The sequence below is a fragment of the Bacillus sp. YBWC18 genome (genome assembly GCF_002998775.1).
Classification (GTDB): domain Bacteria; phylum Bacillota; class Bacilli; order Bacillales; family Bacillaceae; genus Bacillus.
Map to the genome: position 1 here is coordinate 177624 of NZ_PVRI01000002.1, position 23880 is coordinate 201503.

Here is a 23880-nt window from a genome sequence, read left to right on the forward strand (position 1 = left end):
CTCCCTCCTTAAAGCGTGAGAGGATGCTTATTTGTTTTCATTATCAGATGGACCTTTTGTCATTTTACCAAATGAATCTCTCATATCCGTATCAGCATCGATATTCTTAATGTTCATGTAGTCCATGACTCCAATATTACCTTCGCGTAATGCTTCAGCCATTGCAAGTGGTACTTCAGCCTCTGCTTCTACGACTTTCGCGCGCATTTCTTCAACTCTTGCACGCATTTCTTGTTCTTGGGCAACAGCCATTGCGCGGCGTTCTTCCGCTTTCGCTTGTGCGATGTTTTTGTCAGCTTCTGCTTGGTCCGTTTGCAGAATCGCCCCGATGTTCTTACCGATATCCACATCTGCGATATCAATCGAGAGAATTTCAAATGCAGTACCTGAATCTAATCCTTTTCCTAGAACCGTTTGAGAAATCATATCAGGATTCTCTAGAACCTTTTTATGATTATTTGATGAACCGATTGTAGAGACAATTCCTTCACCTACACGAGCAATGATTGTTTCTTCCCCTGCACCACCGACAAGTCGTTCGATGTTTGCACGAACTGTAATACGTGCTTTGGCTTTTACTTCAATCCCGTCCATTGCCACACCAGAGATAAATGGTGTTTCAATGACTTTAGGATTTACACTCATTTGTACAGCTTCAAGTACGTCACGGCCTGCTAGGTCGATCGCTGCACAGCGTGCAAAGTTCAATTCGATATTCGCACGTTGAGCTGCGATTAATGCGTTCACAACACGGTCAACGTTACCACCTGCCAGGTAGTGACTTTCTAATTGGTTAATCGTCACATCAAGACCTGCTTTATGTGCTTTGATGAGCGGATTGACCACTCGGTTTGGAATGACTCGGCGAAGTCTCATTCCTACAAGTGTAAAAATGCTCACTCTTACGCCAGCCGCTAAGGCAGAAATCCACAGCATCACCGGTACAAAGGTGAAGAAGATCGATAGAACGATCAGACCTGCTGCGATAATCACAAATAATAGTAAAGTAGATGGATCCATTTTATTCCTCCTATAAAATCAGTTATCTATACTTTCCTCACGACAATGCGTGAGCCTTCCGCTTTGACGATTTTAACCTGTTCATCCTTGTCAATAAACGCACCTTCTGACACAACGTCAATGCGCTCATCTCCGAGTACAGCCGTCCCAGATGGGCGAAGCGCTGTTAATGTAACAGCGATCTGTCCAACAAGATCCTCTCTTGTTTCATTTGAGACATAACCGCTTTCTTTATTGGTTGAATCGGTTAAAATGAACTTTTTAAAAAATTTCATACGTTTCCCCAACACCTTTGTCAATAAAATAACTGCTATGATTGAAACAGCAGTGGCAATCAAGATGGAAATCGCCATTTCTGTAAAGCTTCCAGCTGCTAAAAATAAGCTGGCAACAACACAGATCAGTCCAATGACACCTACGATTCCCCCCGGCAAAAACAATTCCAGAATAATGAGCAATATCCCTGCTAAGAACAGGAACAACGTCTCATATCCTGCAAAACCAGCCACGAGATGTCCATAAAAGAATAAAAGAAGCGCTGTCACTCCCATGGTGCCTGGAACCCCAAAGCCTGGAGAATAGAGCTCAACAATTAACCCTAAGCTTGCGATGGATAAAAGGATTGGAATGACGATTGGGTGCGTGAGAAAGCGCGCAACCTTTTCAGCAAAGCTCACTTCATCGTATTGAACAGAAGCGTCTGCTAATTTCAGCTTCTGAAGCAAGTCATCTAAATTCTTCGCTTCACCTTCTGCGTAACCAAATTGAAGCGCTCGATCCGTATTAAAGGTGAGCAGTTCTCCTTTTGGTGCACCAGCATCCTTCGCATCTATGTCTGGATCAGCCATCGCAAGCGCATATTTCGGATCACGCCCCTGCTTTTCGGCAGCATCACTCATTTCAGCAAGCCATAGCGATTCAGATTTTTGATCGGCAGCATTGCCTTCCCCATCAATGATCGCAGCAGCTCCCATCTTTCCATTTGGGGTCATATAAATCTCGTCGGCATTTAGTGCAAGGAATGCCCCGGCTGAAAGCGCTCTATGATTCACAAATGCTGTCACAGGGATATCAGACGCACGAATGGTATCTGCAATCTCAAGCGCCGCATCGACTGCACCACCTGGTGTATTGATGTCTAGAATGATATGTTTCGCTCGTTCGGACTTTGCCTGCTCAAATGATCGTTCAATAAATTTAGAAAGTCCTTTTTCTACTGTATCTTCAATTGGGATAACATGAACTTTCTGATCTACTGATTTCGCGGTCAATTGAACCCCTAATAACAAGCATATTATAAAACAACTGAAGAGAGCAATAGAAATTTTTATTTTTTTCATCTATTTGGTGATCCCTCCTCTCTATCTTCCATTTTACCGTTCCTTTACATACGTTACAAATGTATCATAGGTTTCATTTTTATATGACAGAATGATGAAGGTATAAAAAAAGTACCCTTCTAACAATAGAAGGATACTTTTTTATTGAGACAGCTGCTCGCTGACAAGTCTGTTAATGACAGCACCATCAGCTTTACCTTTTACTTTTGGCATAATAGCGCTCATGACTTTACCCATATCAGCCTTCGATGAAGCACCTGTTTCAGCGATCGTTTCTTTCACGATCGTTTGCAGTTCTTCTTCAGAAAACTGTTCAGGTAAATAAACGTCTAAGATGTCAATCTCTTTTTGAACTTTATCTACTAAATCTAAGCGATTAGCTTTCGAAAATTCATGGAGGGAGTCTTTACGTTGCTTAATCTCGCGGGAAAGGACGGTTAGTTCCTCATCGCCGGTCAAACTGTCTTTCTTAAGCTTAATTGCTTCATTTTGGAGCGAAGCCTTTACCATACGAATGACAACAAGCTTGTCTTTCTCACGGTTTTTCATAAAAAGCTTCATATCAGTATTTAATTGCTCAAGAAGACTCATAAAATCCACCCTCTTTAGAATTTACGTTTTCTAGCAGCTTCAGACTTTTTCTTGCGCTTTACGCTAGGCTTTTCATAAAATTCACGCTTTCTTGCTTCTTGCAATGTTCCAGTTTTGGATACACTGCGTTTAAAGCGACGAAGAGCATCTTCAAGCGATTCGTTTTTTCTAACGACCGTTTTTGACATTCTCTTTCCCTCCCTCCGAATACACCAATCGACTGCATTAAAAAAAGATATACATGCAAAACATGTACCTAGACATTATAATATAAGCCTAGTGTGAGGTCAACTAAGTGATTTGGAAATATATTTTCGTCATGAGCAGGTAGACAAGTCCATATATTCATTGGTAAGAGGAGGACTTTTCTATGATGGCGATCATTTATTTTTGTGCACTTATTTTCATTTTTTTATGGTCAATGGGTTTGCTGAGAAAAGGATTAATGGCGCTTGCGTCGTCTCGTATTGAGAAATCACTTCTTCTCTTTACAGATCATCCAATAAAAGCATTCTTGGTCAGCATCGTATTTACAGGGATTCTTCAAAGCAGTTCAGCGTTTATGGTCATCGTGATCGGCTTTGTCAGTACAGGCATTCTCTCTTTTAAAAAATCCATTCCAATGATTCTTGGCACCAATATTGGCTCCACGTTTACAACAGAATTTATAGCCATTAAAATGGATGTTTTCATGTGGGTCTTGATCCTAGCTGGTCTGATATGCATCATGTTTGGCAGAAAATTTTTTAGGCATGCAGGAAAAAGTATATTTGGGCTCGGGATGATCTTTTTTTGTATTCAAGGCTTTTCTAAAATTGCAGGTATGATGACAAGTCAACCTGAGACATTGCGCTTTCTTGAAATGATGCAGCATTCTGACTGGACGGCGCTGCTTTCGGGTACCATTTTCACAGCGATTGTTCATTCGAGCTCCGTCTGTATCGGCATTTTAATGGGGTTTATGAATGAAGGAACTGTTGGGCTTCAGGAAGGCATCAGCTTTGTGTTAGGGTCAAATATCGGGACATGTATTACAGCCGTAATGGCTGCCATATCTGGCGGCTATGCAGCACGACAAACGGCTTATGCACACGTTTTGTTTAATGTGCTCGGCGTGCTTTTATGTCTCCCATTTCTCGCCACGATGACGGAATTCGTCGCCCTTCTTGCAAACGCTCCAGCCCAGCAAATTGCGCACTTCAGCCTGCTGTTTAATGTGGCAAGCTCTTTGCTTTTCTTCCCGTTCATTCATCCATTTCACACATTGATCTTATGTCTTTTACCAAATCAGTCAAAATAAAAAAACCAGCTTGCCCTTTTGGCAGCCGGTTTTTTATTGATTATGAGGTCATTCTCACTTTGTCTGTTTGCACATCATCACTGATACGAACGAATTGTCCTTCGTTATAAGGATAACCCGCTTTCATGATTTTCACTTTGACCAAACGGCCGATCATGTCCTCTGTTCCTTCAAAAACAACCTTCATATAGTTATCTGTATATCCCACATAAAGATTGTGCTTTCCTTCTTGTTCTTTGAAGGATTCTTCCGGAATAATCTCTAGGACATCTCCTTCATAAGCTGATGCATATTCTTTCGCAAGCTGGTCAGAAAGAGCAATCAAGCGGTGGACGCGTTCGTTTTTCACATTTTCATCCACTTGATCTTCCATTCTTGCAGCTGGCGTACCTGTACGTTTGCTGTAAGGGAATACGTGTAGTTCAGAGAATTGATGGTCTTTGACAAAATTGTACGTTTCCAAAAACTCTTCCTCTGTTTCCCCAGGGAATCCAACAATCACATCAGAAGTGACAGCAAGGCCTGGCAATGCTTTTTTCAGCTTTGTTAAACGCTCTGCAAAGAATTCCATCGTATATTTACGGCGCATTCTTTTCAGGACTGTATTAGAGCCAGATTGAAGCGGGATGTGCAAGTGTCTGACAATCTTATCTGACTGATCAAGCACTTCAATCACTTCATCTGTAATTTGGCTTGCTTCGATAGATGAAATACGGATTCGTTTTAAACCGATGACACGTTCATCTAATTCTTTCAGAAGCTTTGCAAAGTTATAATCCTTTAAGTCTTCTCCGTATCCGCCTGTGTGAATACCTGTTAATACAATTTCTTTATAGCCGGCATCCACAAGCTGCTGCGCTTGGTTGATGACCTCTTCTGGATTACGAGAACGAAGAAGTCCGCGAGCCCAAGGAATAATGCAGAATGTACAGAAATTGTTACAGCCTTCTTGGATTTTTAATGAAGCGCGTGTTCTGTCTGTAAATGCAGGAACATCGAGTTCTTCAAACACACGTGCTTTCATGATATTGCCAACCCCATTAATCGGCTGTCTTTCTCTGCGATATTCTTCAATGTAACCAAGTAATTTATGTCTGTCTTGTGTTCCCACGACAATATCAACGCCAGGAATCGCCATGATTTCTGCTGGAGATGTTTGCGCATAACAGCCTGTTACACAAATGACACCATCCGGGTTATGACGAATGGCTCTTCTAATAACTTGGCGGCTTTTCTTATCGCCTGTATTCGTGACCGTACATGTATTAATGACATATACGTCTGCTTTTGATTCATACTCTTTTCTTTCATAGCCTGCTTCTTTAAACAGCTGCCAGATCGCTTCTGTTTCATAGTGATTGACCTTACAGCCAAGTGTATGGAACGCTACTGTTCCCATCATGATTCACCTCTTAATAACTCTGTTTGATAAGATATAGCAGAAAGCGCGTAAAGAGGAGCTGTTTCCGTTCTTAAAATGCGTGGTCCGAGCCCGCAAATGACTGCACCAAGCGTTTCAAGCTCGTCAATCTCCTTTTCTGCCAAACCGCCTTCAGGGCCAAAAACCACGAGCAAGGTTTGTCCGCCTTTCATCTGTTGGAGCACAGTTTGAAAGCGGCTTTGCTCTCCTTCTTTCGATGATTCTTCGTATGCAACGACACATTTATCGAATTCACCAGCTAATTGAGTCAGCTCTTTAAACGTTGATACTGGATAAACACGAGGAATGATATTCCGGTAGGACTGCTCAGCTGCTTCTTTCGCGATTTTCTCCCAGCGTTCTCGTTTTTTATGTGACTTCTTTTGGTCAAGCTTTGTAATGGAACGAGCCGCTTGAAACGGGATAAATGCACTTGCGCCAAGCTCTGTGCCTTTTTGGATAATCAGCTCAAGCTTATCTCCTTTTGGGAGACCGCTCGCAATTGTTACTTTTACCGGAAGCTCTCTGTCCTGATTTGTCCAGCCTTCAACGTGACAAATGACTTCTTCCTTTGTTATTGTATCAATTTTACTGAGCGCTTCAAAGCCGTCTGTCGTTAAGCAAAGGATTTCCTGCCCTGCTTTCATGCGCATGACGTTGGAAAGGTGATGTACATCTTCACCTTTTATGACGATAGATCCCTTTGCGATCACTTCTTCTTTCGTGAGGTCGATAAAATATCGTTGCATACGTGTCCTGACACCTACTCGCTTTATTTTTTCGCTATAATGCTGACCCAATCTTCCATTGACAGCACTTCAACAATGTCAAAACCTGCTTCTTCTAGTGCTGTTTTGACTTGTAATTTCTTTTGTCCAATGATGCCTGATGTAATGAAATAGCCATCTTTCTTCAATAAGTCATAGGCTTGATCTGTAAAGCGCAAAATCACTTCTGCGAGAATGTTGGCGACGATCACATCACGTTCACCTGAAATCCCATCAAGTAAGTTGTTTTGCTTGACCGTCACTTGTTCGCTTACACCATTTAGCTCGATGTTTTGCTTCGCACTTTCAACCGCAACGGTGTCGAGATCAAAGGCTTGAATGTCCTTTGCACCAACCATCGCTGCTGCCACACTTAAAATCCCGGAGCCTGTTCCAACATCAATCACCGTATCGTTTTCCTTCACATAGCGCTCAAGTGCCTGAATACAAAGAACGGTTGTTGGATGCGTCCCTGTTCCAAAGGCCATTCCTGGGTCCATTTCAATAATCAGTTCATCAGAATGAACCGGAGTATATTCTTCCCATGTTGGAACGATGGTGAATTTTTCAGAGATTTTCACAGGATGATAGTATTTTTTCCATGCGGTGGCCCATTCTTCTTCATTTACTTCACAAATGGACAGCGTATTTCGTCCAAGATCAATATCGTATAGAAGAAGATTATTGATGGCTTCTTTGATCTCATCTACCGTTTCCATCAAAAAGCTGTTCATTGGAAGATAGGCTTTGACGATGACCCCTTCATCAGGATAGTCATTCGGATCGAGCTGGTAGATCTCACCGTATACATTTTCACGTTCCTTGACTAAATCAAGCGGGTCCTCAATCACGACACCACTTGCACCTGCTTCATGCAAAATATTGGTGATCGGTTCCACCGCTTCATTTGTTGTATGGACGCTAATTTCTGACCACTTCAATACTACCAACTCCTTATCCGTCTTACTCGCCTTTAAATGCGCGTTTCACCTTATCGAAGAAGCTCATTTCTTGTTCGTCCGGTTTATTTCCGCTCACTTCAGCAAATTTTCTAATGATATCTTTTTGATTGTCCGTTAAATTTGTCGGTGTGACGACTCGTACAACGATATGCTGATCGCCTTGGCCATAGCCGCGTACATTTTTCACACCTTTTCCTTTGAGTCTAAACTTCGTGCCAGTTTGCGTGCCAGCAGGGACTTTCAATTTTACTTTACCGTGTAATGTCGGCACTTCAATTTCGTCACCTAATGCAGCCTGTGCAAAGGTTAGCGGCATTTCGCAGTAAATGTCATCTCCGTCACGTTCGAAGAATTCATGCGAACGCACATGGAACACAACAAATAGATCGCCTGGAGGCCCTCCATTTACACCTGGTTCCCCTTGACCAGACACTCTGAGCTGCTGACCATCGTCAACACCTGCTGGGATCGTTACATTGATTTTCTTACGCTTACGCACTTTACCAGAGCCGCCACATGTAGAACATTTGTGATCGATTTGTTTTCCTGTTCCGCTGCAGTAGTTACATACTCTGCGGTTGACCACTTTACCAAACGGAGTTGACTGCTCAACATTTAATTGACCAGAGCCGCCGCAATGTGAACAAGTCTTTGCTTCTGTCCCAGGCTTTGCCCCTGATCCATGACATGTTTCACATGATTCCTCGCGAGGGATTTCAATCGTTGCTTCTTTCCCAAATGCTGCTTCTTCAAATGAAAGCGTCATTGTATATTGCAAGTCTGCTCCTTGACGCGGTGCATTTGGATCTCTTCTTCTGGCTCCGCCGCCAAAAATACTAGAGAAAATGTCATCAAAGCCGCCGAAGCCGCCAAAGTCTCCTCCTCCGCCAAAACCGCCGCCGCCAAAGCCTTGGTTTGGATCGGTATGACCGAACTGGTCATATTGCGAACGTTTTTGATCGTCAGAAAGGGTTTCATAGGCTTCTTTTACTTCTTTGAATTTCTCATCTGAGCCAGCTTCTTTATTAATATCAGGGTGATACTTTTTTGAAAGCTTGCGGTATGCCTTTTTGATCTCGTCTTTTGAGGCGCTCTTACTCACGCCAAGCACTTCATAGTAATCACGCTTACTCATCTCTTCACACTCCCGATTTTCTCACATAAATACGATTGTATCATTTTGATTTGACCTTTTTCAATTCCTTTCATCGTTGGAAAGAAAAAAAGTCAAAGCCAAGAGATCCTGACTTTGACTTTCTGACGAGTACGTTTCAGCAGTCTTTTTCAAAAGTAAAGGTGATTATTTTTTCTCTTGATCGTCGTTTACTTCTTCGTATTCTGCATCCACTACATTGTCATCTGCTTTTTGAGCACCTTCAGCGCCGCCTTCTTGCTGAGCTTGTGCTTGTTTTGCAGCTTCTTCATAGAGCTTTGTCGTTAGTTCTTGAACGATTGTTTGCAGCTCATCTTTTTTCGCTTTGATGTCTTCAAGCTCGCCTTTTTCGATCGCAGCTTTTAGTGCATCTTTCGCGTCGTTTGCTTTTTTCACTTGCTCTTCATCGATTTTGCCTTCTAGATCTTTTAATGTTTTTTCAGTTGTAAACACTAATTGATCTGCTTCATTGCGCACTTCGATTTCTTCTTTTTTCTTCGCATCTGCTTCAGCATTTTCTTCTGCTTCTTTTACCATTTTTTCGATCTCATCATCAGAAAGACCTGAAGAAGATTTGATTGTGATGTTTTGCTCTTTGCCTGTACCCATATCTTTCGCACGTACGTTGACAATACCGTTTTTATCGATATCAAAAGATACTTCGATTTGTGGTACGCCGCGTGGTGCTGGCGGGATGTCAGTCAATTGGAAACGGCCTAATGTTTTGTTGTCTGCTGCCATTGGGCGCTCACCTTGCAGGACATGGATGTCTACCGCTGTTTGGTTGTCAGCAGCCGTTGAGAATACTTGAGATTTACTTGTTGGAATGGTTGTATTACGTTCAATCAGCTTCGTGAATACGCCGCCCATTGTTTCAATTCCTAAAGAAAGTGGTGTTACGTCAAGAAGAACAACGTCTTTGACATCTCCTGTGATGACTCCACCTTGGATCGCCGCACCAAGAGCAACCACTTCATCAGGGTTTACACCTTTATGAGGCTCTTTGCCTGTTTCTTTTTTGATTGCTTCTTGTACTGCAGGAATACGAGTTGATCCACCAACAAGGATGACTTTATCAATCTCGCTAGCAGATAAACCAGCATCTTTCAATGATTGACGTACAGGTGTCATTGTACGCTCTACAAGATCTGCAGAAAGCTCTTCGAATTTAGCACGCGTCAGCGTTAATTCAAGGTGAAGAGGACCTGCTTCTCCAGCTGTGATAAATGGCAATGAGATTTGTGTAGAAGATACACCAGAAAGATCTTTTTTCGCTTTTTCAGCAGCATCTTTTAAACGCTGAAGCGCCATTTTATCTTTAGAAAGGTCAATACCATTTTCTTTTTTGAATTCAGCTACTAGGTGATCAATGATAACTTGGTCAAAATCGTCTCCACCAAGACGGTTGTCACCAGCAGTTGAGCGTACTTCAAAGACCCCGTCTCCAAGCTCAAGGATTGATACGTCAAATGTACCGCCGCCAAGGTCGTATACAAGAATCGTTTGATCTTCTTCTGTTTTATCTAAACCATACGCAAGTGCAGCTGCTGTTGGTTCGTTGATGATACGTTCTACTTCAAGACCAGCAATTTTACCAGCATCTTTTGTCGCTTGGCGTTCTGCATCGTTGAAGTAAGCAGGAACTGTGATAACAGCTTTTGTTACTTCTTCGCCAAGATAGCCTTCAGCATAAGATTTAAGGTGTTGAAGAATGATTGCAGAGATTTCCTGCGGTGTATAGTTCTTGCCTTCAACTTCTACTTTATAATCTGTACCCATATGTCTTTTAACAGACATGATCGTGTTCGGGTTTGTAATTGATTGACGTTTCGCTACTTCACCAACTTGGCGCTCTCCGTTTTTAAAAGCGACAACAGATGGTGTTGTACGTGCTCCTTCAGCGTTTGCAATAACTTTTGGCTCTCCGCCTTCAAGTACTGCAACACATGAGTTTGTTGTTCCTAAGTCAATCCCAATGATTTTACTCATAATCGATGACCTCCCATTATGTAGTTATTGATTTACTTTTACCATTGATGGACGAATAACTCGGTCTTTGAGTTTATAGCCCTTTTGCAATTCTTCTACTACGATATTTGAATCGACGTTTTCATCTTCAACTTGCATGACGGCTTGATGAAGGTTTGGATCGAACTCTTTGCCGACAGCTTCAATCGGTTCAACGCCTTCATTTTTCAACGCTTCTACCAGCTGGCGGTAAACCATTTGCATTCCTTCTAACAAACTTTTCGTCTGCTCATTGTCTGGATCAATTCCAAGCGCTCTTTCAAAGTTGTCAAGAGCTGGGAGAAGATCGCTGACAACATGTTGAGAACGATATTTTTGCACGGTCTCCACTTCAGTTCGAGCACGGCGTTTATAGTTTTCAAAATCTGCTTGAACACGCAGAATTTTGTTTTCTTTTTCATCTAGAAGCTGCTGCAATTCATCGATTTTCTCTTGGAAGGCAGACTGTTCATCATGTGTTACTTCCTCAGTATCTGCTTGAACTGCTTCTTCTTGTGCTTCAACCTCTGCTTCTTGCTCAGGTGTCTGTTTTTCTTCTGACATTGTGTTCACCTCCCTCAAAAGATTCAAGAATACGAAGGGGCAATGCCCCTATCTTTTATCACCCTACTCATCATACAAATTGGAAAGTGCGTTTGACAAGTCTTTTGATACATGATGCAAAAGACTAACGACTCGCCCGTAATCCATGCGGGTTGGACCGATGATGGCAATGGAGCCAAGTGATTTTTGATCAATCGAATAAGTGGCTGTGATCAAACTGCAGTTCTCCATTGCTTCCAAATTGTTTTCTGAACCGATTTTAATGGTGATTCCTTGCTGATTTGGATGAAACAGCTGCATAACATCATTCTTTTGCTCAATCAGCATCATGAGTGAGCGAATACGGTCGATGTCATGAAACTCTGGCTGATTCAACATATTAATCTTCCCGCCAAAGAAAAGTTTTGATTCATTTTGTGTCGATGTAAATGTGTTGCCCAGCGCATCTAAAATGTGATCATAATCTTTTAAATGTGTGCGCAGAAGCATGACCACTTCTTTATACATCCTGTCCTTCAGCTGGTCCATTGGAACGCCAGCTAATCGGCTGTTCAAAATATTCATCAGCTTCTCAATATCGGAGACATCGAGATGCTCAGAGAAGGTAATGGTTTTGTTTTCAACATGCCCGCTGTCTGTAATCATGATCGCTACTGCTTTGTTTGGCTGAACGGGGACAAGCTGAATTTGCTTTAATCGATTTTCACTCAGCTTTGGACCAAGCACAATCGATGTATAGTTTGTGAGATCTGATAAAATTTCCGCCGATTTTTGAACTGTTTTTTCCAGCTCAAAAATTTTCTCCTGAAAAGCCGACTGGATGAGCACAAGCTCTTTAGACGACAGTTTTCGCGGAGAGAGCAAATGATCTACATAATAACGATATCCTTTTTCTGAAGGAATTCTTCCAGATGAAGAATGGGTCTTTTCAATAAAACCAAGTTCCTCCAAATCAGCCATTTCGTTTCTAATCGTCGCAGAGCTGAATGTGATGTCCTCTTTTTTAGAAAGAGTCCTTGACCCAACTGGCTGCGCCGAACGAATAAAGTCATTAATGATGACTTGCAGAATCAAAAGCTGACGATTTGTTAACATCATCATCACCCCTGTTAGCACTCTCTTTCAACGAGTGCTAATTGTATAAACAAAATTACCAAACTCAAATTAAAATGTCAATTATAACTCACCGAGAAACGCTTGAAATACTTCATTTCCTAACAATTTCCCTTTTCTTGTTAAACGAATGCCGATGTCACCTTTTACAATGAGACCTTTTTCTTCTAATTCTTCAAGAACAGTGGAAAAAAGAGCTTCTGGTGCAGCACCATATTTGGCTTGGAAGTCGGCACTTTTCACCCCTTCGATCTTTCGAAGGCCTAAGAACATTTCTTCTTCTATCTGCTCTGCTTTTGTGACCTGATGAGTTTCCTTATACGGGAACCCAGTTTGCTCAATCAGTTCCAAGTAATGCTTCACAGGCCCTGCGTTCACATTTCGGATGCCATCTACATACCCGTGTGCTCCTGCACCGAAACCGAAGTAGTCTTCATTGCTCCAATAGGTCAGGTTATGCTGGCTTTCAAAGCCAGGCTTGGCGTAATTGCTAATTTCGTATTGCTTTAATCCATGTCGCTCCATTTCATCCATCACAAGCTCATACATTTCAGCCTCACGTTCTTGCGGCGGTAAATGCAGTTTGCCTTTTTGCATTAAGTTGTAAAAAACTGTTTTGGGCTCCACAATCAGTGAGTAGACAGAATAATGCTCTGCCCCTAATGAGAAAGCTGTCTCAAGTGAATTCATCACATGATGCTTTTCTTGATGCGGCAATCCAAACATGAGGTCGAGGCTAATGTTGTCAAATCCAACGGCTCTTGCTCGCTGAAAAGACGTGAGGACATCTTTCTTTTGATGAACTCGTCCGATTTTTTTGAGTAAATCATCTTCAAAGGTTTGGACGCCAAAGCTTAGCCGATTGACACCGGCTTCTTTTAACACATGCAATTTCTCGAGTGATAATTCATCTGGGTTCGCTTCCACTGCAAATTCAACCAGATGTTTTGCCGGTTTTAACACTCGGTGAATGCTGTTCATGAGCTGGTCTAGCTGGCTGACGGTCAGTGATGTCGGCGTTCCCCCGCCAATAAAGATCGTCTTTAGTTCTTGCTCGCCCTTTTGCTCGATCGTGTGCTGCATCTCTTTTTCAAGAGCCGCTAAGTATTCATCGACTGGCTGCGTTTTAATGAAAAATTTATTAAAATCACAATAGTGGCAAATGTGCTCACAAAATGGAATGTGAATGTATGCTGCTTTCATTTGATGACACCTTCTTTACAGGTAAAGAGCCGCAGTTTATCGCTGCGGCACCTTTGTTTGTTTTCGACTATAAACGCCAAGGCTGACATTGTAAAGCAGGTTGCCTTGAGGAGGATGTTATTTTTTCGGTGTGCTGTCGTCCATCTTCAGCACAGCCATAAATGCTTCTTGCGGGACTTCAACAGAGCCCACTTGTTTCATGCGCTTTTTCCCTTCTTTTTGCTTCTCAAGAAGCTTCCTTTTCCGGGAAATGTCTCCACCATAACATTTAGCAAGTACGTTTTTACGCATCGCTTTAATGGTAGAACGAGCCACGATTTTTTGTCCAATCGCTGCTTGAACTGGTACTTCAAAATGCTGGCGTGGAATGAGTTCTTTCAGCTTTTCTACGATGATCTTGCCTCGTTCATATGCGTAATCACGGTGAACAATAAAGGAAAGGGCATCGATTTTTTCGCCATTCAGCATGATATCCATTTTCACTAGAGTAGATGGGCGATAGCCAATCAGCTCATAGTCAAAGGACGCATAGCCTTTTGTGTTGGACTTGAGCTGATCAAAGAATTCGTACACGATCTCCGCCAAAGGAATTTCGTACACAATGCTCACTCGGTTTGCATCAAGGTATTGCATATCAATGAAATTGCCGCGCTTTCCTTGGCAAAGCTCCATGACAGAGCCTACATAGTCATTCGGCACCATCATTGTTGCTTTCACGTATGGTTCTTCAATTCGCTCAATCTTTTGCGGATCAGGCAGATTGGACGGGTTATCTACGACGATTTTTTCTCCGTCTGTCATATACACATCGTAAATAACACTTGGTGCTGTCGTAATAAGATCGATTTTGAATTCACGTTCAATCCGTTCTTGGATGATTTCCATATGAAGCATTCCAAGAAAGCCGCAGCGGAAACCGAAGCCAAGTGCTTGGGATGTCTCTGCCTCATATTGAAGGGAAGAATCATTTAATTCAAGCTTTTCTAGGGCTTCACGTAAGTCATTATATTTCGCTGTGTCAATCGGATAAAGTCCGCAGTACACCATTGGGTTCAGCTTTCTGTATCCTGGCAGCGCTTCTTTCGCTGGGTTCTCCGCACTTGTGATCGTATCCCCCACACGTGTATCACCGACATTTTTAATCGCTGCTGTTAAGTAGCCAACATCTCCAACAGTGAGTTCATCTGTCGGCATGGCTTTTGGTGTGAATACGCCGACTTCAAGCACTTCAAATTCTTTGCCCGTCGCCATCATTTTGATTTTCTCACCTGGTCTGACGGTTCCTTCAACAATTCGTATGTACGCAATAACGCCGCGATACGCATCGTAGAGAGAATCAAAAATAAGAGCTTGAAGCGGTGCTTCTGGGTCTCCAGCAGGTGCCGGCACCTTTTCGACGATTTGTTCTAAAATATCTTCGATCCCAATACCCGCCTTAGCAGAGGTGAGAACAGCTTCAGACGCATCCAACCCGATGACATCTTCAATTTCTTCTCTTACACGCTCAGGCTCTGCACTTGGCAGATCGATTTTATTGATAATCGGAAGAATCTCTAAGTTGTTATCAAGAGCTAAATAAACGTTCGCAAGTGTCTGTGCTTCAATTCCTTGTGCTGCATCTACTACAAGAATCGCACCTTCACAGGCAGCAAGGCTTCGAGATACCTCATAGGTGAAGTCGACATGCCCTGGTGTATCAATCAGGTGCATAATATATTCTTCTCCATCCTTCGCCTTATATTTCAGCTGGACAGAGTTTAATTTAATCGTTATGCCGCGTTCACGCTCTAAGTCCATGGAATCAAGTAATTGTTCTTTCATTTCTCGCTGAGTAATCGCCGCTGTTTTTTCCAAAATACGGTCCGCCAATGTGGATTTCCCATGGTCAATATGGGCGATAATGGAGAAATTTCGAATTCTTGATTGCCGTTCTAATCGTTTTTCTTTATCTGTCACAATCTATCACTCCTACTATAAAACGCGGGTTGCGCTAGCTTAGATTATATCAATAGGGCTGTAAAGATTCAATCGAAATCAAGAAAAGCCGCTCATCGGTCAGCGGCTTTAGTCATATGGTGTTGATTTGTTTATTTCCCATTCATCCAATCATAAAGAGAACGGGCTGCATGTGTCATGCCATCAGACAGCGCTTTTCCTGCCTTGGAGAAGGCATTAAAGCTCTCTATTTCCTCAAGCTGCTTTTGTTTTTCGGCAAGATCCTTTTCTGTAACAGCCGTTCCTAAGATAGAGGCTTCTCGTTCTTCATCTTCGTTCATTTGGATGGAGAACGCGCCTTTTAATTGCGGGTCATGGTAACCCTTCATTTGCAGCATGCCATTATTCGCCTGCTGCATTCCTAAAAAGACGCCAAATAGCAAGACTAGTCCTAAAATAATGGTTTTTCCAATAAATGATCCCATGCACCGTCACCACCTTAAGAGCGTTTTTTCTCATCCTTTGCTTTGCCGTTTACCTTTTCCGCGTCCCAGAAAATGTCGCTGAAGACATCAGCTGCTGCATTGGATGCATTTTTCAATTCTTCCATATTATTATCCACTCCGCCAAATTCTAAAAGAAGGGCTTTGTCGGATAAATCTTGATTATAAATTCCATTATCGCCAATTTCTCCTTTGGCAAACACACCGACACTAAGACCTTTATATTTTTTCTCCATCAAATGGTGGAACTCCGTCGCAAGCTTGAGGTTTTTCTCATAGCTTTGATTCTTCTTCCCTACAACAAACGCAATTCTCGCATATTTTTTCCCTTTGATCTCGACAGTGGTGTCTTTCTTTCTTCTTGAGTCACGGTGGATATCAATTAAGTATTCGAGGTCATCATTTTTCGCTAAGGCTTCTTTTACGACCAATCTTGATTCATTATAAGACTGGGGATACTTTAATCCTTTTTGCAGAAGCCTTTTTTCAACTTCCGTTTTGTCGACCGTATTCCCGATGCCTTGCTGATCAAGCGCCTTTCCGAACATATCGCCGACAAGGGTGACATTCACTTTTGAGTGCCGTGCATTGTTTGGATTCGTTTCTCCTTTTAAAAATGGTAAATATGATTCCGTATTATGCGTGTGGTAAATGTACACGGCTTTTCGTTTTCCTGTCGACCGGTCCGGCTCTTTCGCAGGCTTTTTCGGCACATCTTTGTCGAGCTTGTCCAGCTCTGCCAAATTTGCTTCTTTTTCATCTTGGATGACTTCACTTGGCGGCGGCGATTCCATTGGCATGTTGGTATAGTCTGTTCCTTCACCCGCTAAGATGATTTTTGTATCAAAATGTTCAAAACCTGGGAGTTCTCTCCCTAGAAAACTACGCGGGTCTTCTAAATTGATACTAGTCGCAAGCTTGAGTGACAGTCCAGAGAAATGAAACCCTTTTTGATCTTTCGGGACTGCTGAGGCGAAATATTGATTTTCCATACCCATTAATGTAGCGAAGAACGCTCCGGAAAGCTCATCTGCTACACCATATAGCGAGGCTTGCGGCCTCAGCTCTGGCTTTAAAGATGTCAACGCCCCTGACATCACAAACACCACAACAAGCGAGGCTATAAATAAGAAAATGCTTTTCACTACTTTTGTTCCATTAATCGCAACGACCAACTGTCGAGGACGGCGGGGTCTTTTTTTCATGATTTACTCCCTCCAGCACGCTTTCTAGTAATTACACTATGAGCGAGCTAGAGAAAGTAGAACCGATTAATGATTATAAGAACCCATGTTATCTTGAGAGATTTTTTGATGGAGTGCTGTATTTAATCCATTGGCGAGTACGTTTGCCATATCATCAATGAATGTATCCACTTCCTTAGGCGTGACCATTAAATTTTGCCCTAGCGGCGCAAGTACTTCATGGATCAGCTGCCGTTTCTCTTCTTCAGGAAGAGTTCCTACGATACCTAAAAATGATTGACGTGTTTCCTCATCTGGTAAGTCTTCTTCGTTTAGCACTTTTTTCTTCCCAAAAGTCAAACCAGCCGGCACAAGAGAGCGGGATGGCCGGTCATCTTTCAGTTCTCTACCAAAATGCTTTAAGACATAATCAATTGTGTCACTTGCAATGGTTACTGCATCTACCACTGTTGGAACGCCAATCGCAATCACTGGAATCCCCAACGTTTCTTTGCTTAATTCTTTCCGCTTATTCCCTACACCTGAACCGGGATGGATGCCTGTATCAGAGATTTGAATCGTGGTATTCACCCGTTCCACTGCACGAGCAGCAAGAGCATCGATTGCAATGACAAAATCAGGTTTGGACCGCTCGATTACACCTTGTATAATGTCGCTTGTTTCAATACCGGTCAGTCCCATCACTCCCGGTGATAAAGAGGACACTGGGCGATACCCTTCCTGTACATTTTCCGGCTGCAATTCAAAGAGATGCCGGGTCACAAGCAGGCTTTCAACCGTGAGCGGGCCTAGCGCATCTGGCGTGACATTCCAGTTTCCTAGTCCTACTACAAGACAGCTCGCATCAGCCTGAATGCCTCGGTCTTTTAAAAACTGAGCAAAATGACGCGCAAATACTTCGACGACTTTTTCCTGCATCTCAGAATCTTTCTCCCGAATGCCCTGCGCCTCAAGCGTCAAGTATGTTCCTGCCTTTTTGCTGGTCAGCTCCTCCCCTTCTTTCGTGATCTCCACTGTGCGTATACGGATGCCGTGCTCCTCTTTTTCCTTTTCGACAATCCCTTGAATTCCGTCCTTTTTGACGACATTCGGATCGTTCTCTTGTTCTAGTATCTCTTTTGTTTCAACAGCCAAGTCTGTCCGGATTTGATAAGCACTTAAATCAAGTTTCTGTTTCTCCATAAAAAGACTCCTTCCACCAAGTAATTAACAGTAGTCTTTCCATCTCTTTAAAGAAACATTCGAGCGCTTCATCAATGAAAAATACTTTACATTTATATTGCATTCTAAAGGTGTGTTTGATAGAATACAACTTGTTCTATTGTGAAGATTTAACCTTAAGACAATTGTGTTTAGGTTGTATCTTAGGAGGTGAAACACATGCCAAATATTAAATCAGCGATCAAACGTACAAAAACGAATAACGAACGCCGTGCACACAACGCAACAATCAAGTCTGCGATGCGTACTGCGATTAAACAAGTTGAAGTTTCTGTAGCTAACAACGATGCTGAGCAAGCAAAAGCTGCTCTTTCTTCTGCTGCAAAACGCATTGACAAAGCCGTTAAAACTGGTCTTGTACACAAAAACGCAGCTGCGCGTTACAAGTCAAGACTTGCTAAACAAGTAAACGGACTTTCTGCATAATGCTTGCAACGCCTCAGTGATGAGGCAACTGTTTAACTGTACGTCCGTCCTGACCGGCTCAGCCATTAGGACAGACTGGCAATTATACATCTAAACAAAAACGACCCTCTTTTTAGAAGGTCGTTTTTTTATGTTCAAGCGCCCAATAGTCGAAGCAGGAACAATTCTAACAATAGCTGCTTGTCCTTTTTACCGGTTTTCATTTCATAATCGATCGTTGATAGCTCTTTGACAATCTGCTTGAGCTCTTCTTCTGAAAACAGCCTTGCCTGATCCATAGCAAGTTTGACGCGGAATGGGTGGACTTTTAGATTTGAAGCAATTTGTTTTTGCCCATATCCTTGCTGAGCGAAATACTTCGTCTGCAAAATCAATCGAAATTGAGTTGATATGAGTGCTAATATTTTAATGGGTTCCTCATTTTGTTTCAGCAAATCATAAAACATCTGCATGGCCTCAGAGCGGCGTCTGTTGACAATTTGGTTAATTAATTCGAAAATATTCTGCTCTAAGCTTCTTGCAACGAGCTGATTGACATCCGCTAATTCAATTTCTTCTCGTTCTCCAATATATGTACTCAGCTTCCTGACCTCTTGAAACAATGAGGATAGACTCCCACCGCATAGCATCACAAGCTGCTCAGCCGCTTCAGATGTCATCGCCTTTCCTTCTGTTTTCACCAGTGTAATGGTGAAATCCGTTGTTTCTTTTGGGTTTAACTCTTTTGCCTCAACCATAGCCGCTTTCTTTTTTAGCAATTTGGTGATTTTCTTCCGTTCATCCAGCTTTTCATATGGTGCTAATAACACGAGAATGGTATAAGGCGCCGGCTTTTCTAAATAAGCTTCTAACACAGAAAGCTCATGCTCAATCTTCTCCTTTTTCTTTTCCGCTGTAAGAAAATAAGGATTCTTGATCACAACGAGCCGCCTTTCTCCCATAAACGGAAAGGTTTCTGCATCCGTCACAGCCTGTTCAAGCGGCACCTCTTCCATATCAAAGACGGAGTAATTAAAATCCTTCGTCTCCTCGTCTACTACAGCTTGTCTTAATTTAGCTGCTGTTTCTTGCAGTAAATACGTTTCTTTTCCATATAAGCAATAAACGGGATGGATATCCCCTCTTTTTAAATTGTTCCAAACTTCAAAGACCATAAATTGAATCCCTCTCTTTCACTTCCTCCTCTATCCTAAAGTGTGTGAAGACATTAGTAAAGAGGAAGCTGAAAGTGCCGCCTCCTCATTTATAGTAAACGTCTGGTGCAAGCTCCCGGGTCAGCTCGCTGTCAGACGATATTCATAAAATGATCATGAAAATGGAAAACGGTTACTTTACCTTCTAGCAATTCCAAATGAGTTCAAGTATACTAAAATTAGCCAGGAGGGATGAAAATGAATGAATTTGAAAAAAATGTTCAAAGCAAGCGGAATGATGTGACCGACTCAGCCGTTGGTTTTATCGTCACATTCGGATTTTTCGCCTCAATGTTTATTTTGGCAACAATTATACACCTCGTTGGATCTTAACTTCATGATTGCTAAATGACTGCCGTTTAGGCAGTTTTTTTATTGATTTTGTAAGATATCATATGGAGGTTGCGTGTAAAACGTTCCTTTCTTCTCAAGAAATTCATAGGTCACACTACCGTCTCGATCTGTGCGGTACACCTCCATTTGATGATCCTTTAGTTTTTTCAAAACTTCCTGATGAGGATGCTGATAACGATTGCGTTCACCAGCCGAAATGAGTGCATGCGACGGCTCCAGATGTCGAAGCCACTCCTCACTTGTTGACCCTTTACTCCCATGATGCCCAACCTTTAAGACATCCGCTCGCAGGTGGGGATAGGCTTCTATGATGTCTCGTTCCCCTTCTTGTTCAAGGTCTCCAGTGAACAGAAAACGTTTTCCGCCAAGAGTAAAAGCCAGAACGAGTGAATCATTGTTCTTACTTGTCACTCGGTCTTGCAAAGGGTGCAGAACCTCAAATATGTGCTCTCCAACTCGGAGCTGATCTCCTCTTTCTAATTCATCAATAAATATCCCTTTTTTAGCTGCTTCTTTTAGCAGCTTTGCGTCCTCTGGACTTCGGGCAAAGCCTTTTGGTATGGCCAGCCGCTTTACTTTATTTCGGTTGATTAAACGAACCGCTTCTCCCATGTGATCTTGATCCGCATGCGTGAGAATCAGCACATCAAGTTTTGCTATACCTTTAGAATGCAGAAACGGGATCAGCGTTTGATCACCGATCGTAGATACTTTACGTCTTTTTTTCCACGGTTCCTCTTCAAAAGAAAGTCTGCCCCCTGTATCCACAAGCAGATGCCCCTTTCGATAGGGCAGTTGAATAAACAAACTATCCCCCTGCCCTACATCCAGCATCGTGACCTCCCCTTTTTGGAGAAAGTTCGGAGTAAAAAAGTGTACACTCAAAACACCAATGAAAAAAAGAATTGGCACAGAATAGGATTTCACAGAAGCTTTGCACTCCATCACAAACAGCAGAAAAACAATGGCACTCACTTCCAGAAGAATATGCCACCAAGTAGATTTCATAAAAATCAAGTTAAACCCATCAAAAACTGCCATATGTGCTGACAACTGATGACTTAGCTGGATGACCGAATCAAGCAGCTGGAACAATGCTTGTCCAAGAGGGAGATAAATGATGGACAAAAGAAAAAAGAGTAAGGACAGAGGCAGGACAACCGTCGTATAAAAAGGGACAAACATCATATTCAATGGGATGCCCAGCAAAGAAAATTGCTGAAAATGATATAAAAGAACAGGAAGCGAGGCAAGCTGCGCAACAAAGGATATAAGGAATAACTGCATCACTGCACTTTTCGCTTGTGATAAGATTTTGGTCGATAACAAAATAAAGAACGTTACCACGAATGAAAGCTGAAATCCGATATCAAATAGATATAGAGGATGAATCGCTAATAAGAGTAAAAACGTTGCGCTTAATACGACAGCAGAAGGCTGTTTCATTTCTTTCGGCAGGCTCGTCATCACTAAATAGATTCCTGCCATGAGACAAGCTCTTAAAACCGATGGTGCAGCACCTGTCAAACAAGCATAAACAGGAAGAAAGCATAATAGAAGAATACGTGCTGTCTCTCTTGACACACCGGCACGAAGCAGACACCAAAATAAACAGGCAAGAAGCGTTTGCACATGCAGTCCTGAGATCGCTAACAGATGAATAATGCCAAGCATTTGATAGTCTCTTAATGTGTCAGGATCAATCAACTCACGGTCACCAAAAATAAGGGCCTGTACAATGCCTACAGAGTTTTTTGGCACATGATCTTCTAAGAATTTTAAGCCCTTTTGTCTCATCGCTTGAAGATAATAGGAAGGTCTGTCTTTTTTTGTACAGCCTTTGATTGACTGCGGTAAGAAAATGGCGCTAATGCCTTTTGATTTTAGAAATTGATCGTATTGAAACCCGTTAGGAATGGTTGCGTGTTTAGGCGGCCGAACTTCACCTGTCATATGACAGCTCATACCTGGCTCTACATCTTTTAGCGCCTCTTTTTCACGCTCTGTTTGAATGGTATAGAAAGCGGCTAGCCGTTCATGTTCTGTTGACACAGTTGCTGAAAAACGATTGCCATCTGTTTTCGGAATACTTTCAATCACAACGGAGCCGGAAAGAAATTTTTCTTGTACAGGTTGATCCGTTTCAAAAAACTCATGAACCATAAAAATAAGAGTATAAACAGCTCCACATAGGCTGACCATCAGAAAGAGCCGGGGAATTTTTTTCAGTAGGCTGAGAAGTAATATGATGAGAAGAAAGAGAAGGAAATACATATGAAGATGATATGCAGCCAGAGCAATTCCAACAGCTGCTGAAATTGCCCCAAACGGCAAATAATTAAACATAGGAAGTAAATAATTGATTCGCCTTCTCATGCATAACGCGAATTTCTGTTTCACTAAGTCCTGATTCACTTAGCTTGCCAATTAAATCTGCAACAAAGGCCAATTTTTCTTGATTTTTTAAGTCGATGATCATTTCATCCAGTTCAACTTGTTCCGTTTGCACACCTGCCTGCTCAAATAAATCAACGGCATATGGGTGATTTTTATAATCCTTTGCATAGTACACGGTTCGAATACCCGCTTGAATAATGGCTTTACAGCACTGCAAACAAGGAAAATGCGTGACATATATTTCAGCATCCGCTGTAGGTGCACCAAATTTGGCACATTGTAAAATAGCGTTCATTTCCGCATGGATGGTGCGAACGCAGTGATGATCAATGACATAGCATCCCACATCTGCACAATGGACATCACCAGCAATTGAGCCATTATATCCCCCTGCAATGATACGCTTGTCTCTGACGATGGTCGCCCCAACAGCTAATCGCTCACAGGTGCTTCGTAAAGCAAGCAAATGGCTTTGTGCCATAAAATATTGATTCCATGAAATTCTTTCCACGAGCTGATCCCTCCAGAATGATGGTTGGTATTAAGTGTACATGCCTTCCTTCTATACCGTCAATTCTACTTAACGGTCAATTCACTTTTCAGCCGTTCAATGGTCTTCTCCCCAAAACCTGAAATGTTCCGCAAATCTTCAATTTGTTGAAATTCCCCGTGTTCCTCTCTGTACGTAATGATGGCTTCTGCTTTAGCTGGCCCTATTCCGTTAATGGTTTGCAATTCCGCCGCATCAGCCTGATTGACATTGACACCTTGACTCTTTTCTTTACCCGATGGAGCGTCAGCAGCTGATATTTGTGTCTGCCTCTCCGCTTCTCCCTGCTTCCGGACATAAATCATCATACTGTCCTCTAATTTTGCTGCTTGATTGATTTCAATCGTGTCTGCTTTACTAGTAAAGCCCCCTGCTCTTCGAATCGCTTCTTCTACCCGTGCATCAGATTGAAACGTATAAACACCTGGTTTTTTCACAGCTCCTTTGACCTCTACAAAAATGGGAGATGATTCATGATCGGTCTTTTCTTGTTTGTCTTCTAATGTGACTTGTATGTCTTTATCTTCCTTCAATACACTTGGCTCTCTGCTGCTCTCCCTATTTCCTGCGAAAAGGAAGAAAGTGATGATGATCACGACCATGAGCCCAGCTCCGATATAAAGACTGTATTTTTTCAATGGAATGAGTCGCTTCAC

The 23880-nt window shown here is 42.3% G+C and carries 23 protein-coding genes; 3 read left to right on the forward strand and 20 right to left on the reverse strand.

The window, feature by feature from the left end; genetic code table 11:
- Positions 1–27: 27 nt before the first annotated feature.
- From floA to rpsU, 4 genes are all read right to left on the reverse strand, one after another.
- Positions 28–1020, reverse strand: a complete 993-nt coding sequence (gene floA, locus C6348_RS07190) for a flotillin-like protein FloA (RefSeq protein ID WP_034661354.1) — start codon at positions 1018–1020, stop codon at positions 28–30.
- A gap of 26 nt (positions 1021–1046) precedes the next feature.
- Positions 1047–2360 (reverse strand): NfeD family protein, encoded by a 1314-nt coding sequence (locus tag C6348_RS07195; RefSeq protein ID WP_106036875.1) that lies wholly within the window; start codon positions 2358–2360, stop codon positions 1047–1049.
- Between the two features lie 141 nt (positions 2361–2501).
- Positions 2502–2951, reverse strand: a complete 450-nt coding sequence (locus tag C6348_RS07200; protein WP_060596656.1) for a GatB/YqeY domain-containing protein — start codon at positions 2949–2951, stop codon at positions 2502–2504.
- A 14-nt stretch (positions 2952–2965) separates the two neighbouring features.
- Positions 2966–3139 (reverse strand): 30S ribosomal protein S21, encoded by a 174-nt coding sequence (gene rpsU / locus C6348_RS07205; protein WP_003152957.1) that lies wholly within the window; start codon positions 3137–3139, stop codon positions 2966–2968.
- A gap of 182 nt (positions 3140–3321) precedes the next feature.
- On the opposite strand from rpsU, the gene C6348_RS07210 reads away from it, so the two are divergent.
- Positions 3322–4251 (forward strand): Na/Pi symporter, encoded by a 930-nt coding sequence (locus C6348_RS07210; RefSeq protein ID WP_106042444.1) that lies wholly within the window; start codon positions 3322–3324, stop codon positions 4249–4251.
- A gap of 40 nt (positions 4252–4291) precedes the next feature.
- On the opposite strand, the gene mtaB is transcribed toward C6348_RS07210, so the two are convergent.
- From mtaB to gpr, 12 genes are all read right to left on the reverse strand, one after another.
- Positions 4292–5650, reverse strand: a complete 1359-nt coding sequence (gene mtaB / locus C6348_RS07215) for a tRNA (N(6)-L-threonylcarbamoyladenosine(37)-C(2))-methylthiotransferase MtaB (RefSeq protein ID WP_034661359.1) — start codon at positions 5648–5650, stop codon at positions 4292–4294.
- Entirely contained in the window at positions 5650–6420 is a 771-nt protein-coding gene (locus C6348_RS07220) for a 16S rRNA (uracil(1498)-N(3))-methyltransferase (protein ID WP_106042445.1), read from the reverse strand. The genes mtaB and C6348_RS07220 overlap by 1 nt, the downstream gene beginning before the upstream one ends.
- Before the next feature lie 23 nt (positions 6421–6443).
- Positions 6444–7379, reverse strand: a complete 936-nt coding sequence (prmA, locus tag C6348_RS07225) for a 50S ribosomal protein L11 methyltransferase (RefSeq protein ID WP_060596652.1) — start codon at positions 7377–7379, stop codon at positions 6444–6446.
- 22 nt (positions 7380–7401) lie between these two features.
- Positions 7402–8535 carry a molecular chaperone DnaJ gene (gene dnaJ / locus C6348_RS07230; protein ID WP_003217525.1) on the reverse strand — a complete coding sequence of 378 codons (1134 nt, stop codon included), beginning with the start codon at positions 8533–8535 and terminating at the stop codon, positions 7402–7404.
- Between the two features lie 165 nt (positions 8536–8700).
- Positions 8701–10542 (reverse strand): molecular chaperone DnaK, encoded by a 1842-nt coding sequence (gene dnaK / locus C6348_RS07235; protein WP_034661361.1) that lies wholly within the window; start codon positions 10540–10542, stop codon positions 8701–8703.
- Between the two features lie 24 nt (positions 10543–10566).
- Positions 10567–11124: a nucleotide exchange factor GrpE gene (gene grpE / locus C6348_RS07240; protein WP_034661362.1), complete on the reverse strand. Its 558-nt coding sequence runs from the start codon at positions 11122–11124 to the stop codon at positions 10567–10569.
- Between the two features lie 63 nt (positions 11125–11187).
- Positions 11188–12219, reverse strand: a complete 1032-nt coding sequence (hrcA, locus tag C6348_RS07245; protein ID WP_060596651.1) for a heat-inducible transcriptional repressor HrcA — start codon at positions 12217–12219, stop codon at positions 11188–11190.
- Between the two features lie 81 nt (positions 12220–12300).
- The gene (gene hemW, locus C6348_RS07250; RefSeq protein WP_106042447.1) at positions 12301–13440 is read right to left on the reverse strand and encodes a radical SAM family heme chaperone HemW; all 1140 of its coding nucleotides are present in this window, start codon (positions 13438–13440) and stop codon (positions 12301–12303) included.
- Between the two features lie 117 nt (positions 13441–13557).
- Positions 13558–15396 (reverse strand): translation elongation factor 4, encoded by a 1839-nt coding sequence (gene lepA / locus C6348_RS07255; RefSeq protein ID WP_075611661.1) that lies wholly within the window; start codon positions 15394–15396, stop codon positions 13558–13560.
- A gap of 131 nt (positions 15397–15527) precedes the next feature.
- A complete protein-coding gene (locus tag C6348_RS07260; RefSeq protein ID WP_060596648.1) occupies positions 15528–15860 on the reverse strand; it encodes a YqxA family protein in 333 nt (110 codons plus the stop codon).
- A 14-nt stretch (positions 15861–15874) separates the two neighbouring features.
- Positions 15875–17083: a stage II sporulation protein P gene (locus C6348_RS07265; RefSeq protein ID WP_034661367.1), complete on the reverse strand. Its 1209-nt coding sequence runs from the start codon at positions 17081–17083 to the stop codon at positions 15875–15877.
- A gap of 66 nt (positions 17084–17149) precedes the next feature.
- Positions 17150–18265 carry a GPR endopeptidase gene (gene gpr / locus C6348_RS07270; protein ID WP_034661368.1) on the reverse strand — a complete coding sequence of 372 codons (1116 nt, stop codon included), beginning with the start codon at positions 18263–18265 and terminating at the stop codon, positions 17150–17152.
- Between the two features lie 198 nt (positions 18266–18463).
- Here gpr and rpsT point away from each other — a divergent pair, with 198 nt between their 5' ends.
- On the forward strand, positions 18464–18730 hold the full coding sequence (gene rpsT, locus C6348_RS07275) for a 30S ribosomal protein S20 (protein WP_008342485.1): 267 nt from the start codon (positions 18464–18466) through the stop codon (positions 18728–18730).
- Between the two features lie 134 nt (positions 18731–18864).
- Here the strand turns inward: rpsT and holA are convergent, their stop codons facing one another.
- Complete coding sequence (holA, locus tag C6348_RS07280) at positions 18865–19884, reverse strand: DNA polymerase III subunit delta (protein ID WP_060596647.1); 1020 nt, start codon at positions 19882–19884, stop codon at positions 18865–18867.
- A gap of 237 nt (positions 19885–20121) precedes the next feature.
- Between holA and C6348_RS07285 the strand changes: the two genes are divergently transcribed.
- Positions 20122–20256: a YqzM family protein gene (locus tag C6348_RS07285; RefSeq protein ID WP_012010638.1), complete on the forward strand. Its 135-nt coding sequence runs from the start codon at positions 20122–20124 to the stop codon at positions 20254–20256.
- A gap of 39 nt (positions 20257–20295) precedes the next feature.
- Here the strand turns inward: C6348_RS07285 and C6348_RS07290 are convergent, their stop codons facing one another.
- The 3 genes from C6348_RS07290 to C6348_RS07300 form a co-directional block, all read right to left on the reverse strand.
- Positions 20296–22623 carry a DNA internalization-related competence protein ComEC/Rec2 gene (locus C6348_RS07290; RefSeq protein ID WP_106042449.1) on the reverse strand — a complete coding sequence of 776 codons (2328 nt, stop codon included), beginning with the start codon at positions 22621–22623 and terminating at the stop codon, positions 20296–20298.
- The gene (locus C6348_RS07295) at positions 22616–23185 is read right to left on the reverse strand and encodes a ComE operon protein 2 (protein ID WP_034661371.1); all 570 of its coding nucleotides are present in this window, start codon (positions 23183–23185) and stop codon (positions 22616–22618) included. Before C6348_RS07295 ends, C6348_RS07290 begins: the two co-directional genes overlap by 8 nt.
- Before the next feature lie 65 nt (positions 23186–23250).
- Complete coding sequence (locus tag C6348_RS07300) at positions 23251–23880, reverse strand: helix-hairpin-helix domain-containing protein (RefSeq protein ID WP_106042450.1); 630 nt, start codon at positions 23878–23880, stop codon at positions 23251–23253.